At 71.0% G+C, this 14344-nt stretch carries 12 protein-coding genes and 3 pseudogenes; 5 read left to right on the top strand and 10 right to left on the bottom strand.

Going from position 1 to position 14344, the window contains the following annotated elements:
- The first annotated feature begins 26 nt into the window (after positions 1-26).
- From ACFYOB_RS00075 to ACFYOB_RS00060, 4 genes are all read left to right on the top strand, one after another.
- Positions 27-938, top strand: coding sequence for a hypothetical protein (locus ACFYOB_RS00075; protein ID WP_388552177.1), 912 nt, complete (start codon positions 27-29; stop codon positions 936-938).
- Positions 939-1112: 174 nt separating this feature from the next.
- Positions 1113-2327, top strand: a complete 1215-nt coding sequence (locus tag ACFYOB_RS00070; RefSeq protein WP_388552174.1) for a glycosyltransferase — start codon at positions 1113-1115, stop codon at positions 2325-2327.
- 74 nt (positions 2328-2401) lie between these two features.
- Positions 2402-3316 (top strand): patatin-like phospholipase family protein, encoded by a 915-nt coding sequence (locus tag ACFYOB_RS00065; RefSeq protein WP_388552171.1) that lies wholly within the window; start codon positions 2402-2404, stop codon positions 3314-3316.
- Positions 3317-3505: 189 nt separating this feature from the next.
- The gene (locus ACFYOB_RS00060; RefSeq protein WP_388552168.1) at positions 3506-4267 is read left to right on the top strand and encodes a maleylpyruvate isomerase family mycothiol-dependent enzyme; all 762 of its coding nucleotides are present in this window, start codon (positions 3506-3508) and stop codon (positions 4265-4267) included.
- A 57-nt stretch (positions 4268-4324) separates the two neighbouring features.
- Here the strand turns inward: ACFYOB_RS00060 and ACFYOB_RS00055 are convergent, their stop codons facing one another.
- The 10 genes and pseudogenes from ACFYOB_RS00055 to ACFYOB_RS00010 form a co-directional block, all read right to left on the bottom strand.
- A complete protein-coding gene (locus tag ACFYOB_RS00055; protein ID WP_388552165.1) occupies positions 4325-4978 on the bottom strand; it encodes a histidine phosphatase family protein in 654 nt (217 codons plus the stop codon).
- Between the two features lie 103 nt (positions 4979-5081).
- Positions 5082-5426: pseudogene (locus ACFYOB_RS00050) on the bottom strand (GMC family oxidoreductase); the annotation flags it as partial.
- 274 nt (positions 5427-5700) lie between these two features.
- Positions 5701-6150 (bottom strand): annotated as a pseudogene (locus ACFYOB_RS00045) (GMC family oxidoreductase N-terminal domain-containing protein); the annotation flags it as partial.
- Positions 6151-6696: 546 nt separating this feature from the next.
- Positions 6697-7095 (bottom strand): hypothetical protein, encoded by a 399-nt coding sequence (locus tag ACFYOB_RS00040; RefSeq protein WP_388552162.1) that lies wholly within the window; start codon positions 7093-7095, stop codon positions 6697-6699.
- A gap of 12 nt (positions 7096-7107) precedes the next feature.
- Positions 7108-7974: a nuclease gene (locus ACFYOB_RS00035; protein ID WP_388552159.1), complete on the bottom strand. Its 867-nt coding sequence runs from the start codon at positions 7972-7974 to the stop codon at positions 7108-7110.
- A 270-nt stretch (positions 7975-8244) separates the two neighbouring features.
- Positions 8245-8486: pseudogene (locus ACFYOB_RS00030) on the bottom strand (hypothetical protein); the annotation flags it as partial.
- Between the two features lie 43 nt (positions 8487-8529).
- Entirely contained in the window at positions 8530-9438 is a 909-nt protein-coding gene (gene puuE / locus ACFYOB_RS00025) for an allantoinase PuuE (RefSeq protein WP_388552156.1), read from the bottom strand.
- Positions 9439-9574: 136 nt separating this feature from the next.
- Entirely contained in the window at positions 9575-10111 is a 537-nt protein-coding gene (locus ACFYOB_RS00020) for an NUDIX hydrolase family protein (RefSeq protein ID WP_388552153.1), read from the bottom strand.
- Positions 10112-10327: 216 nt separating this feature from the next.
- The gene (locus ACFYOB_RS00015; protein ID WP_388552151.1) at positions 10328-10816 is read right to left on the bottom strand and encodes a hypothetical protein; all 489 of its coding nucleotides are present in this window, start codon (positions 10814-10816) and stop codon (positions 10328-10330) included.
- A 14-nt stretch (positions 10817-10830) separates the two neighbouring features.
- On the bottom strand, positions 10831-11094 hold the full coding sequence (locus ACFYOB_RS00010; protein WP_388552148.1) for a hypothetical protein: 264 nt from the start codon (positions 11092-11094) through the stop codon (positions 10831-10833).
- A gap of 143 nt (positions 11095-11237) precedes the next feature.
- On the opposite strand from ACFYOB_RS00010, the gene ACFYOB_RS00005 reads away from it, so the two are divergent.
- Positions 11238-14015 (top strand): ATP-binding protein, encoded by a 2778-nt coding sequence (locus ACFYOB_RS00005; protein WP_388552145.1) that lies wholly within the window; start codon positions 11238-11240, stop codon positions 14013-14015.
- The last annotated feature ends 329 nt before the right edge of the window (positions 14016-14344 follow it).

Raw genomic sequence — 14344 nt, 5'->3', positions numbered from 1 at the left:
CTGTGCCGAACAGACGGGACGGATCCTTGACGTACAACCTGCTTACCGTCGCCGCCGTCAGCCCCGAGACCATGGCCGTCGCCGTTGCCGGCAGCCTTGGTGTCGCGGTGGGTGATGTAAACGTGGCCGATTCTGACGGCGACCCCGGCCTACGTAACCGGGATGCGCCCGTCTCATGCGAACACCGGGCAGTCCATGGCGATATCGCGTGGTCGCTGGACATCTACCTCCAGAACGAGGTGGCTGACCGGCCGTGTGAGTCCGAGTTCGCCGCAAGGTTCGCGAAGGCCGCCACGACGGCAGCCCTCTTCCCCGCTGTCGAAGCACTTCCGAGTGCCTATTGGGCAGTGACGCCGGAGGGGCTTCTCACGCGTGCCCGCCTCGAACTCTCCGACGACGAGCCCCCTCTCTACGAGGTCACCGCCGTCGAGGCTCCGGTCCCGCAGCTGCCCCGGGCGAACGTGACGAGATTTGCCGAGATCGTGCGGGAGCAGCGGCCGGACACCCCCGTGGCCGAAGCCTTCGCGGCGTCGGTGGAACAGCTGCGGCAGGCCGCCTCGGACCTGGCACGGCTGTCCCTCGACGACGGCACCGGCAGCCCCATCTGGTCGGCGAGGGACAACATGGTCGTGTGGGAGCGAGTCATCAGGCAGCTGGAATCCGGATGGGCGCCATCGGGCTGGTATCCGGCCGACCTCTATCGCGAACGGCTGGAAGCCCGGGACGAACTCGCCGGTATCGGTGCCCGCCTGCCACGCAGCGTCACCGAGCTGCTCGACGGAGCGTTGGAGGAATTGGACAGGCGATTCGCCGCGGCAACAGAGGCAGATCCGTCGGGGAACCTGCGCAGGGAACTGACCGGCGCGCCCGCGGACACGACCCCAGCCGGCTGGTGGTGGCATCGCCGCCCGGACCCCACGCCCTGGAATCAGCCCTGACCCCGTACAGACCCCTCCGGCCTTCCTCGGAGGACGACAAAAGGAAAGGGCAAGGAGAACCAACTCCTCGCCACTATCAACCTATAGCGCACCGGGGGGCTTGCGGCAAGACCCTGGTTGTACCGCAGAATCGTCGGCCCAGAGCCGGAATCTGCAGAAATGGGGAGATGCGCAGTGCGTGTGCTGTTGTCGACGTGGGGGTCGCGAGGGGACGTCGAACCGCTGGCCGGACTGGCGGTGGCGTTGCGGGAGCTCGGTGCGGAAGCGCTGGTGTGCGCGCCGCCGGACGAGGAGTTCGCGGCGTTGCTGGCGCGTGTCGGCGTGCCGCTGGTGCCGCTCGGCCCGACGGTGCGCTCGGTGGTCGCCGGCACGAAGCCGCCGACGGCGGAAGATGCGTTCCGGCTCGCTCCCGAGCTGGTCGCCGCGCGGTTCGACACGCTCACCGCGGCGGCGGAAGGTTGTGACGCGCTGCTGGCAACCGGCCTGATGCCCGCCGGCGCACGGGACGTGGCCGAGAAACTGGGCATCCCCTACGTGTTCGCGTGCTTCCACATCTTCGGACTGCCGTCGCGGCACTTCCGTCCCGGGGCGCGGCCGGGCAAGCCGTCCCCGCAGGACGAGACCGACACCCGGGTGCTGTGGGAGCAGGACGCCCAGAGGGTGAACGCGTTGTACGGCGAGGCGCTGGGCAGTCATCGGGCGGCGATCGGCCTGCCGCCGGTGGACAGCGTCCGCGACCACGTCTTCACCGGCCGGCCGTGGCTGGCGGCAGACGCGACGCTGTGCCCGTCGCAGGGCATGACGGACCTCGACATCGTGCAGACCGGGGCGTGGATCCTGCCCGACGAACGTCCGCTCCCGGAGGGGCTGGAGGCGTTCCTGGGCGCGGGCGCACCACCGGTGTACGTGGGTTTCGGCAGCATGGCCGCACACGCCCCGAAGGGCATTGCCCGGGTGGCCATTGAAGCGAGCCGTGCACAAGGCCGCCGCGTACTCCTCGCCCGCGGCTGGGCGGACCTGGCCCCCATCGACGACGCCGACGACTGCTTCGTCGTCGGCGAGGTCAACCAGCAGGAACTCTTCCGCCGGGTGGCCGCCGTCGTGCACCACGGCGGCGCGGGCACCACGACGACGGCGGCCCGGGCAGGCGCGCCCCAGGTGGTCGTCCCCCGGATCGCGGACCAGCCCTACTGGGCCACCCGGGTGGCCGAGCTGGGCATCGGCTCGGCTCACGAAGGCCTGACGCCGACCTTCGACTCCCTGTCCGCCGCGCTCACCACGGCCCTGACCCCCGCGACCCGAGTACGGGCGAGGGCCGTGGCCGGCACGATCCGCACCGACGGGGCGACGGTGGCCGCGAAACTGCTGCTCGAAGCAGCCGGCCGGTAAAGCGCTGTCCCCGCAACCTGCTTGACCTGAAGTCCGGTTGAGGTCCTACCGTTGATCATGTTGATCACCACCTGATGACAGGGGACGAGCTCGTGAACCTCGGTACCGGAGCCACTTTCGGCCGGGCACTCGTACTGGGCCCAGGAGGCCCGGTCGGTACGGCATGGATGGCCGGGCTGGCCGCTGGACTGCGCCGCGGTGGGGTGGATCTCGGCGAAGCCGATCTGACCATCGGCACGTCGGCCGGTGCGATCGTCGGGGCTCTGCTGGCTACCGGTCAGGACCTCGACCGGCTTGCCGCCCCGGCGGGCCGGCCGGGTCCGGCGGCGCCACGGAGTGAAGTGGATGCCGCCGTGCTCGGTTCCGTGTTCGCCGTGCTCGGCGAAGAGGGGCTGGATCCCGGGGAAGCCCGGCGCCGGGTCGGCCGGATCGCCCTCGACCACGCCGATTCCGACGCCGAACAGGCGCTGCTCGCGAGGCGGGGCGCCCTGATCGGCTCGATCGCCTGGCCGGACCGGCAGTTGATGCTCACCGCCGTGGACGTGGCCACGGGTGAGCCCGTTGTGTGGGACCGCGCGAGCGGTGTGCCGCTGGTGCACGCGGTGGCCGCGAGCAGTGCCTTTCCCGGGGCCGAGCCGCCCGTCGCCATCCAGGGGCGGCGGTACATGGACGGAGCCCTGCGCGCGGGGACGAACGCGGACCTCGCGGCCGGTGCCCGCACGCTGGTCGTCATCGAGCCGTTGGCCCACATGTTTCCCCGGGAGCCGCTTGAGCAGCAGCTGGCGGCGATCGGGGCGCAGACTGTCGTGACCGTCGGTCCGGATCCGGATGCGGTGCGGGCCTTCGGTTCCGACCTGGAGGACCTCGCGAACTGGGAACCGGCGTACCGGGCGGGCCTTGGCCAAGCGACCGCCACCGCCGAACGGCTGCGCTCCGTGTGGAAGGCCGAAGCCGAAGCAGCCGCTGAAGCGCACCGGCCAACCAGCTGATCAACAAGGGCATGCATGGCAGGTGGCAGTGCGTACCTACGTACTGCTGCGCGGGCGGATTCTCACCATCCGGAAGTTGACATCCTCGGCGCTTGCGAATTACCTTCACCATTACTTAAGGATGTTAACCATCTATACTCTTAAGTATTCTCGCCGCCTGGGGCAGACCATCAGAGGAAGGGCACCGACATGAACCCCGCCCAGCACGGAGCTGCCGTCGCAGCCGAGACCGCCGCATTCGTCGCCACGGTCACGGCAGCCGACCTCTCCACCCCGGTGCCGACCTGCCCCGGCTGGACCCTCGGGGACCTCACACAGCACGTCGGCAGCGTGCACCGGTGGTTCAGCGAACTGCTTCGCCGGGGCATCCAGCAACCGCCGACCAGCCGTGAGGTGGACCTGCGCCTGCCGGAGCACCCCGGAGGCCTCCCGGACTGGCTTTCCGCGAGCGCAGCGCAGGCCGCCGAGGTGTTCGCCGCCACCGACCTGGACGCGCCGATGTGGGCCTGGGGAGTCGACCAGCACGCCCGGTTCTGGGTCCGGCGCATGCTCTTCGAGACCCTCGTCCACCGGGCCGACGCCCAACTCGCACTCGGGGTCTCGCCGCACGTCGACCGCGTACTGGCGGTCGACGGCATCGACGAGTTCCTCACCAACCTGCCGTTCGCATCCTCCTTCGCGCCGCTGACCGCCCAACTGCGCGCCCCTGACCGGACCATCCGCTTCAGCTGCACGGACGGCGACGGCGACTGGCTGGTCGGCCTGCGCCCCGACGGCTTCGGCCTGCTGGCTGCCGGCGCCGAACCCCGCGCTGCGGACGCCACGGTCCGGGGAACGGCCGCCGATCTCCTGCTGCTCCTCTACGGCCGCCTGGACCGCCGGAGCGACTCCTTCCACCTGCTCGGCGACCAGGACCTGCTCGCCCACTGGTTCGCCCACTCGGCCTTCTAGGCCGCAATCGGGCCGTCACCGACCCTTGGCGCGTGCCTGGTGCTGCCGTACGGGTCCTCAGCCGGGCCCGCGCAGGTGCGCCGTGTCGTTGAGGACAGCGAGGATCCAGCGCGCATTGCCGTAACCGTCGTGACGCAGTTCGAAGCGGGTGAGGCCGGCGTGGGAGGTTCCGAAGCCCATGACCGGGCTCCGGCTGACGGGGATCCCGAGGAGGAGATGGCAGGCCGCGTGGAGGGTTTCGCCGTGCGCGGCGAGGAGGACGTGCCTGCCGTCGTGGCGTTCGAGGAGGCCGGCCAGGTGGCGGGTGGCTCGGGTCAGATAGCTGTTCCAGGGTTCGGCGTCCGGGGCGTACGGCCGGTTCGGGTGGGCGTACGGGGCTCCCCGGAACGAGGCCTCGACCTCACGCCAGAGCATGCCGTCCGCCTGGCCGTGCCGGGGGCCGTCCAGGCCGGGATCGGTCAGGAGGGGCAGACCGAGGCCGGCCGCCAGGAGGCGGCCGCTCTCCTGTAGGCGTCGGCGGGGCCCCGCGTACACGGTGTCGACCGGGTTCCCGGCGTCCTGCTCGGCGGCGAGCCGGGCGGCCAGTCGTTCGATCTGGAACCGCCCGGCGTCGGTGAGTCCGGTGCAGGTTTTCGGGCCACCGACGCGCCCGGCGGTGTTGCACCGGGCCTCGCCGTGCCGGGCGATGACCAGCCGGGTGGTGACGGTCACGGTGCGGCTCAGAGCACTGCGGCCAGTTTGTCGGCCGTACGCAGGCGAGCGCGGCCAGGGTGAGCGCGGGATTGGCCGTACTTCCCGTGGGGAAGACGGAGGCGCCCACGACCCAGAGGTTCGGGTGCGCGTGGGACTGGCCGTCGCCGTCCACGACCGAGGTGGCCCGTTCGGTGCCCATCCGCATGGTGCCCATGGGGTGGCCGGCGCCGTTGAACTTCAGCGTCGGCTGCAGCGGTGCGACCTCCGTGGCACCGGCGGTGTTCTCCAGATGCTGCCAGATGCGGCGGGCGACGGAATGGCCGTACGCCAGGGCCCGCTTGGAGTAGTCGTCGATCTTGTACGCGATCTTGGGCCGCGGTACGTCGAGACCGTCGCGCTGGTCGGAGAGCGTGACCCGGTTGGCGGGGTCGGGGAGCTGCTCGGTGGAGTAGCCGATGCGCGCCATGCGGGTGACCCGGTGTGCGAGGGCCTCCTGCAGCTCCGCACCGATGAGCCCGAGCTTCTTCGCCTTCGGATCCCACATGAGTTTGTCGAGGGCCGCGGACGGGGATTCGAAGCGGCCCCAGCCGTCGTTGCCGATGGTCAACCGGAAGGCTCCGGTGTCCTTGCGGAACGGGCCGTCGTTGGAAGGTCTCGATACTGAGGGTGGACTGCGGGCCGCGGAAGGGGAAGACGGGCTCGCCGAACAGGCCCACGACCTCCTCGGTGAGGTGGTCCATGAGGTTGCGGCCGACCTGGTCGCTGCGGTTGTCCAGCTCGGAGAGGAGCCAGAGCTTGGGCGTCTCGATTCCGTTGAGGGCCAGCACCACGTGGTTGCCGTTCACCTGCTGCTCGGCCTTGTCGGGGGTCGTCCAGTCGCGGAGGACCACCGTCGGGGAGGTGTTGCCGGGCCGGGGAACGAGGCGGGTGACGGTGCACGCGGTGCGCACCTCCACGTCGAGTTCGTCGCGGGCCTTGCGGACGTGGACGGAGGCGTCGTACTTGGCTCCCGACGGGCAGATGGGAATGCAGCTGGAGTTCCCCTGGCAGGCGCGGCGTTCCTCGTACGGCTCGGAGTTGCGGGCCTGCGGGGTGGTCAGGAGGGTGACGGGGATGCCGTCGATGGGTGCGATGGACGCGAGGGCGGCGCGGACCCGTTCGTCGCCGTAGCTCGCGACGATGCCGGGCATCGGGTAAGGGGTGCTACGCGGCGTGAGCTCCGTCCATTCGGCATCGTTGCCGGACACGCCCAGCTCGACCTCGGCGCTGCCGTAGTAAGGCTCCAGCTCGTCGTAGCCGAACGGCCAGTCCACGCCCCGCTTGTACCGGGTGGCGAGTTCGAAGTCGCTCGGCAGGAAACGCGGGGTGTTGCCGCGCCATGCCCATGTGCTGCCGCCGACCATGCGCGTGAAGCCGCTCTTGTACAGGTCGGGGCCGGTCTCCACGTAGTACCGGTTCATCGCTACCGGGTCACCGGTGTTGTCCGAAGAGGGCGCGTAGCCGTCCTTGTTGTTGGGCAGGTCGGCGTAGGGGGAGGGCGTGCTCTTGGTCGAGGAGACCTGGTAGGCGTCCACGAAGGCGGCCCGCTGGGGTTTGTCGAGCGTGTTGTTGCCCGCTTCCAGCAGGAGGATGCGGGCCTGTGGCCTGGCCGCCTTGATCCGGCAGGCGCACAGCGCCCCGGCCACGCCGGCTCCGATGATGATGACGTCGTACTTGTCCATGCGTATCTCCTCGCCTCAGGGGTGCCGGGCCCAGTGGCCGTAACCGCCGGGAAGCGGGGCGGTGGCGGGGGGATGGGCCTTGATGACCTTCCAGACGAGTCCGGAGCGGAAGCTCGCCGGGGTGTCCGGTGCGTCCTGGGTGTTGTCGGGCCGCGTGAACTGGGCCGTGAACCAGATCGCGAGGGTCTCCCGGGCGACCCGGGCCAGCGTCGGATCACCGTCGAGGGCGGTACGCAGGGCCGTGACCGGATCGGGCTGGGTCGCGGCGTCCCGGTAGGCGTCGATCAACCGGTCCAGGTCGTTCGGGAAGGCGCGGGCCAGCCGCTGCCGGTGGGCGTCCGCGGTGGCGGGGAGGAGCTGCTGCTCGCCGGTGAGCAGTTCGGACAGGGCGAGGAAGTCGTCGGCGTGGGTCATGGCGTGTCCCGCTCAGTTCTCGACGAAGACGAGGTCCTCGGCCGGATGGGTCATCCGCACCTTGCTGTCGATCACTTCGACGACGGCGTCGAGGCCGGTGGTGGAGTGGCCGGTGGAGATGATCCAGAACTCGTCCGCGGCCTGGGCCAGGAAAGCCGGGAAGCCGGCCAGGTCCCTGTCGCCGAGGTTCAAGTAGTCCACCAGCCGCCGGAACAGCTTGGGCAGGATCACCACATCGTCCTGGAGCGAGGACATCCCGGTGACGCTCGCGCCGTCCAGCGTGTCGTCGTCCGGCCACAAACCCTTCTTGGGTACGGCCGCCTGTGCCTGGTGCACGGCGGCGGTCAACTCGTTGCGCAGTTCGGGGAAGAGGTTGGTGTAGTACGTCGGGTACGCCAGGCCCGCCGCCAGCACGTGGTGGTTGAACGTGGTCCGCAGCAGCGCCTCGTCGACCTGGATCTGGGTGCCGCTGGTTCCCGGGGGCGTGCCCCGGCCGGCGAGGGCCACGCAGCGGTGGTCGGAGGCCGCGCCGCGGGTGAGGATCCAGCCGGGCACGGTCATGGGTGTGGCCGCGGTGACCGTCTCGTCCGCCGCGCGCTGTACGTCGGTGAAGCCGAGCCACCGCGTCAACTCGTCCCGGGCGGCGTGGGCGTGGAGCAACGGCTGGTGGACTTCGGGGCCGGTGCGCGAGTAGTGGGTCTCCAGCGCGTCGATGGCGTCCAGCCGCAGCTTGGCCTTACCGGACCCGTTGCGCTGAACTTCGTGGGGGCCGGGGACGAGCTTCCACTCCTCCTTCTTGTCCGGCTGGAAGTGGACGGTGTCCCCGTCCGAGCGGCCTCCGATGAGATGGTACGAACCCTTGATCAGCAGCATGGGCATGACGAGCGGCTCCCTCGTGACGGACACAGGCACGGACACCGGACATATCCTCACTCAGCGTGACATGATAGGTGTATTTCGCGCACAGAGGGTGAAACCGCGCGAGACCTTCGCTCGTTGAGCCCCTTTCGGGCCGGGACCCCTCGGCCGGCCCGCGGTGCGGCGCGGCCGCCGACTCGTTGGCGGCGTTCGTGTGCCGCTGAGCCAGCGCCTCCAGCACACTGCGCTCGCGCGGCGTGAGCCGGGCCGGAGGATCGCCGTGCGTGGTGCGGACAGTACGCCCTGTCCCGCGGCGAAGCCGGTCAGCGGCAGGTCACCTCGCTGGGTAGCGGCGGGAAGAGGTTCTCCAGCGCGATGGCCAGGCCGGGGTCTGTCGCCCGGAGCAGCTGCTCCGAATCCTTCCAACCTGGAAACCGCTGTTCAGCGGCGGTATGAGGTCGGGCGGCGAGGCTGGCAGCCGTACGGGAGGCCACGTGCGGGGAAGACGGCCTCGACGTCAGCCTTCTCACCATGGACAGCCCCTACCGGGCGCAGTGACGTGGGTACGGCCAGGGCTCAGCGCAGCGGCGGGTGCGTGGCGAGCCAGTGACGCGCGATCTGTTCGCGCGTGGCGACCCACGCCCCGCCGCGCTGCGCCACGTGTCTCAAGAAGCCGTCGAGCGCGCGGATGCGGCCGGGCCGTCCGATGATCCGGCAGTGCATGCCGAGGCTCATCATGCGGGGGCGGTCGGCGCCCTCGGTGTGGAGCGTGTCGAACGTGTCCACGAGGTACGCGAGCATGTCGTCGGCGGTCGTGAAGCCGTGGACGATCAGGAACTTGAAGTCGTTCGCGTCGAGGCCGTACGGCAGTACGAGGTGCGGCCGGCCGGCCGCTTCGACGTAGAACGGCAGGTCGTCCGAGTAGTCGTCGGAGTCGTAGAGGAAGCCGCCTTCCTCGGCGACGAGACGCCGCGTGTTGAGGCTCGTCCGGCCGGTGTACCAGCCGACGGGCCGGCGTCCGACGAGCCGCTGGATCGTCGCGATCGAGCGCGCGATGTCGGCACGTTCGGCGTCCTCGGGCATGTGGCGGTAGTCGATCCAGCGCCAGCCGTGGCTCGCCACCTCCCACCCGGCGGCGGCCATCGCTCGCGCCGCGTCCGGGTTGCGTTCGAGCGCCTGCCCCACGGCGTAGACGGTGAGCGGCGAGCCGTGCGCCGCGAGCGTGCGATGGATGCGCCAGAACCCGGCGCGCGACCCGTACGCGAACATGGATTCGACGTTCAGGTCGCGACCCCCCACCACGGGAGGCGTGCCAACGAGCTCGTGTAGGAAGCCCTCGGAGGCGGGGTCGCCCTGGAGGACGTTGTGCTCGCCGCCTTCCTCGTAGTTGAGGACGAGGCTGACGGCGACGCGGGCGCCGCCGGGCCAGGCGGCATGCGGCGGCTCGGCGCCGTAGCCGACGAGGTCGCGCTGATGCTCGGACACGGGCGGCACCCTACCGTCGCGCCCCGTCACGATGGCGGGGCCACGCCAAGTGCCCGCGACCCGTCCGTCGGCGCCGTCCACGCGTCGCCGCCCCGCTGTACGGGGACTCCGGAAGAGCCCCCGGACCGCCGGTTCCTCAGTACGTATGCCCCACATGCGCCAGTGCCTGCTTCAGCAGCACCCCGTGCCCGCCAGGCATTTCGCTCTGCACGACTTGGGAGGCCGCCTCCTGCGGACTGAACCAGACCAGATCGAGCGCGTCCTGCCTGGGCTGGCAGTCGCCGGCCACGGGCACGATGTAGGCGAGGGACACGGCGTGCTGGCGCGGATCGTGGTACGAGGTGATACCCACCGTGGGGAAGTACTCGGCGACGGTGAAGGGCTGCAGGGAGGGGGGAACGCGGGGCAGGGCGACCGGACCGAGATCCTTTTCCAGGTGCCGCAGCAGCGCGTCACGGATCCGCTCGTGATGCAGGACGCGGCCGGACACCAGGGTCCGGCTGACCGTTCCGTCCGGACCGATGCGCAGCAGCAGTCCGATGCTGATGACTTGGCCGCTGTCATCCACGCGTACGGGCACGGCCTCCACGTACAGGATCGGCATCCGGGCCCGGGCCGTCTCCAACTCATCAGTGGACAGCCAGCCGGGCGTGGTCTCGGTCGTGTCAGACATTGCTGGATCATACTTTCCGGGCAAGGTGCTATGCAGGATCTGCGAGGTCTCGGTTTCGGGACTTGGCCGCGAGAGGCAGTTGATCGTGCCTCACATCCTGTGCTCGACACGGCTACTCACCCTCGCCGACCCGGGGGAGCGGATTCCTGCCGGTGCCGGGCGAGGGTGCGCACGAGGACGGTCAGGGCGACCCGCGCCCCTCCTGCCTGCCCGGGCTCAGCCCCACAGGCCCGGGGTGATCCGGACCGTGGTGCTGGCTTGCCGATTCGACTGCTGGCCCAGGGCGACGTACGTGTAGGTGCCCGAGTGGGTGTTGGAGGCCGGGTTGGTGCTGAACTCGCCGTCCTCGTCGGCGGTGAAGACGTGACCTCCGACGTTTCCGAAACCCAGGGTGAGGCGGACCTTCTCTCCGGGCTTGAAGTTGTACCCGTGGAACGAGCACTGGTAGCCCGAGGCGTGGGTGCCGCACCCGATGAGGGTGGCGGGCCCCTTCGGGACCCACGGCCGCGGGGACGTCGGCTTGGGTGTGGGGACCTTGGGGACGGGGTTGTTCGGGATGGGGTTCTTCGGGCCTTCGGGGCGAGGGGCGGAGGGCACCGGGTCCTTCGGGGCCTTGTCGTCCTCGACCGTGATCTGACAACCGGCCACGGTCAGGACGAGGGCCGTGACGGCTGCCGCGAGGACGGCGGTCAGGTGTGCTCGCATCGTGGTGTCTCCTCCTAACGCGGCACGTCGACGTGCCGCAGCCGGTCGGGGCCGTTCCAGCACGTGCCCTGGAGGACGTCCGTGCCGTGGGCCGTGGTCCGGTTCGCGACGTCGAGGCACACGGGGCCCCGAGCGCGATCGGGCTTGATCAGGCAGGTGACGCCGTCGGGTACTGCGGCTGCCCGGGCCGGGCCCGTGAAACCCCGGAGGGCACCGGCCTGTGTGGCGCCGAGGCCTGCCGCCGCGCGGGCCGTCCGCCGCACGGTGTTCCTCACCATGGTGTTCTCCTTCGGGTGCGTTCCGTGAGGTGCGTACCGCCAACGGTGGCCCCCGCAGACCGCCCGGCACATCAGTACTGCCACTGAACCGTGGTACGCAGAAGCCGTCGGCCGCACGGGGCGCGCTGCGGGATACTGCCGAGGTGGAAAGCGAATTCGTCGGTCGGGCGGCCGAGTTGGCGATCCTCGCCCAAGAGATCGGGGCCGCCGCGCGGGGCTCCGGATCCGTGGTGCTGCTCGCGGGACCGGCGGGCATCGGCAAGAGCACCCTTGCGGCCGAGGCGCTGCGCCGCCATGCCGCCGCCCCGCGTTTCACCGTCGTACGGGGCAATTGCCCGAGGGACGCCGTGGCGCCGCCACTGTGGCCATGGCAGCGCGCGCTGCGCCTCGCGGGGGTCACCGCCGGGGTCCCCGGCCCCCGGACAGCCGAGCCGCCGGGGGCCGGGGGCACGGGAAGACAGCAGCCGTGGGGTGCGATGGTGCCGGCCGACGCGGCGGCGGTGCGCTTCCTGGAGCTGGCCCGGATGAGTGAGGCGCTGACCACGGCAGCCGCCGAACGCCCCCTGGCCGTCCTGCTGGAGGACCTGCACTGGGCCGACGCCGCCAGCCTCGACCTGCTGCGACAACTGACCGGCGAGATCGCAGAGTCGGGACTGTTCGTCCTCGGCACCTTCCGGGAACCAGTGCCCGAGGAAAACGCCGGCGCGCTCGCGGACCTGGGCCGCTACGGGGCGGCCACACTGCGCCTGGCGCCCTTCACTCGGGAGGAAGTCGCACGGTGCGTCGGCGAGGCGGACGCGGCGGAGTCATACCGGCGGACCGGTGGTCTGCCCCTTCTCGTCACCGCGCTGCGCACACACGCGAGCAATCTCGACACGGTCGTCAGCGGCTTGCTGGCCGGGCTCACCGCCGAGCAGCGCGACGTCATACGGGCCGCGGCCGTGCTCGGCGAGCGACTGGACGCCGCTCAGCTCGCCGCGGTCCTGCCGGAACCGGGCGAGACAGCTGTCGCGCAGGCGCTGGAAGCGGCATGGCACGCCGGCGTCCTCACCGCGGCGAGGGCCACCGATGCCGGTCGCACCTACCGCTTCACCCACGATCTGGTACGCGATGAGGTGCTGGGCCAAACCACCCCTGCGACCGCCCGCGCCCTGCACCGGGCCGCCGCGCGGGCGCTGGAGCAGGCCGGGAACCCTGCCGAGGCGGCCCGTATCGCGGCACACTGGCGACGGTCCGGCACGGAGCCCGGGCACCGCGCCGCCGCCGCGCACTGGTCACGGATCGCCGCGGACCTGGCCCGCGAACGGCACGCCTACGCGGATGCCGCCCGCCACCTGGCGGACGCCGCCGCCGTACTCGATGCGGCGGACCCGCAGCGCGCCCCGGCCCTCATCGACCTGGCCCGCGCCGAATACCTTGCCGGGCGCTACGACGCCAGCCTGCGCCACTGCGACGAGGCATCCGACGCGGCGAGGGCGAACGGCCGGCCGGCCCTGCTCGCCGAGGTCGCCCTGGTCCTGCAGGGCGTCACGTTCCCCCAGGCCGCACAGGCCGTCACCCGGCTGTGCAGGGTGGCCCTGGCAGTCAAGGACCTGCCGGACGCGATGCGTGCCCGGCTCCTCGCCCAGCTCGCCACCGCCTCCGCCGAACTCGACGCACCCGAGGAGGCGGCCGAGCACGCCCGCGCCGCCCTCGAACTGGCCGAGACCACCGGTGACCTGCGGGCCGGACTCGACGCCGCCCGGGCGGTGCAGATGACCCTGGCGCATCCGGACGACACCGGCGAACGCCTGCGCCTGGGCGAACTGGCCGTGTCCCACGCCGAGCGACTCTGCGACCCGCTCGCCGCCGTTCTGGGCCACCAGTGGCGCGTCCAGGCCGGATACCTGCTGGGCCGGCTGGACCTGGTGGATGACGCGATCCGCGGCATCGAGGCCGTCGTGGCCCGTTCCCCGCTGCCGCTGACCCGCTGGCACCTGCTGCGCGTCAGCGCGGCCCGGGCCGTACAGGAAGGACGGTTCGCCGAGGCCCGCCGCTGGAACGAGGAGGCCACCGAGCTCGCCCGGGCCGGCGGAGACCAGTCCGCGACCGCCTTGAGCTACGTACTGCAGCAACAGCTGGCCCTGGTGCGCGGCGACGCGGCAGAACTGTCCGAGGAGATGTGGCCTGACCTCGACCGGGCGCCGAGGCACCCGCTGATCCTGTCCGCGCGGGCACGGGCGCTGTTCCTCGCCGGGCGGCGGGACGAGGCGCTGGAGGCCTACGACCGGCTGCGCCCGCTGCTTCCCTTCCCGATGACGAACCCGCCGTGGCCTGCGGTGCTGCTGAACCTGGTCGACCTGATCGGCCTGGCCGGCGATGCGGAGGCCGCGCGGCTGGTGTACGGCCAGCTCGCGCTGTTCCAGCCGTACCCAGGAGCGCTCGGCACGCCCACGGCGTACTTCTCCGGCACGGTCAGCCGCGACCTCGGCCGTCTTGCCCTGACCGCCGGTCGGCTGTCACAAGCAGAGGAACTGCTCCGCGAGGCGCTGATCCGTAACCGGGCCCTCGGCGCGCGGCCGTACGTGGCGCTGACCTGCCTGGACCTCGCCGCAGTCGAACGCGACAAGGGAGCCCTCGCGGATGCGGCCGCATTCGCCGGGGAGGCCCTGTCGATCGCCGACCAGCTCGACCTGCCCGGCACCTCCGCCGCCGCGGTACGCCTCATCGGCGAAATCGCCGCCCAGCGAGACAACACCGACCCGCTCACGCCGCGCGAACGCCAGATCGCCGAGCTTGCCTCCCGGGCCCGTACGAACCGCCAGATCGCCGCCGACCTGTTCATTTCCGAACGCACGGTGGAAAGCCACGTCCGCAAGGTCCTCGCCAAGCTCGGCTACGCCAACCGAACCGAATTGGCTGCACGATGGGCCGAACACTGAACCTCAGGCGCTTCGCCGGGTCGAGGGGGCGCTCGAAAAGGTGCCCATGATGCCCAGTTTCCTTTGATTCAGGCGTTTAGTCCGATTTCGACCACCCCGCAGAAGGGGTATGCGTGGTCACACGGCGTGAGATTCGGGGCCCTTGGTGGTGACTCGCCCCATAGGGTCCACGCCACATACGAGCCGGGCTAGTAGCCTGCAAAAGGCCCGATATCGCCTCCATGTACCGGTTCTCACCTGCACGGATCCGTTCGGGCCCTTTGGAGCGGTGCGGGTGGCCGACTGCGAGGGTGTCTAGTAGGCGGGGTCGTTGCCAGGGGGTCGGGGCG

The organism is Streptomyces sp. NPDC006463 (assembly GCF_042870715.1).
In the GTDB taxonomy this organism is placed as follows: domain Bacteria; phylum Actinomycetota; class Actinomycetes; order Streptomycetales; family Streptomycetaceae; genus Streptomyces.
The sequence above is the reverse complement of the archived record's forward strand: the minus strand, read 5'-3'. Positions and strand labels throughout refer to the sequence as shown.

Bases quoted from the DNA above. Each gene is read 5' to 3' on its own strand.
- ACFYOB_RS00065 (WP_388552171.1), top strand. From the start codon at position 2,402: ATGACAGGGGACGAGCTCGTGAACCTCGGTACCGGAGCCACTTTCGGC.
- ACFYOB_RS00060 (WP_388552168.1), top strand. From the start codon at position 3,506: ATGAACCCCGCCCAGCACGGAGCTGCCGTCGCAGCCGAGACCGCCGCA.
- ACFYOB_RS00040 (WP_388552162.1), bottom strand. From the start codon at position 7,095: ATGACCCACGCCGACGACTTCCTCGCCCTGTCCGAACTGCTCACCGGC.
- ACFYOB_RS00035 (WP_388552159.1), bottom strand. From the start codon at position 7,974: ATGCCCATGCTGCTGATCAAGGGTTCGTACCATCTCATCGGAGGCCGC.
- ACFYOB_RS00020 (WP_388552153.1), bottom strand. From the start codon at position 10,111: ATGTCTGACACGACCGAGACCACGCCCGGCTGGCTGTCCACTGATGAG.
- ACFYOB_RS00015 (WP_388552151.1), bottom strand. From the start codon at position 10,816: ATGCGAGCACACCTGACCGCCGTCCTCGCGGCAGCCGTCACGGCCCTC.
- ACFYOB_RS00010 (WP_388552148.1), bottom strand. From the start codon at position 11,094: ATGGTGAGGAACACCGTGCGGCGGACGGCCCGCGCGGCGGCAGGCCTC.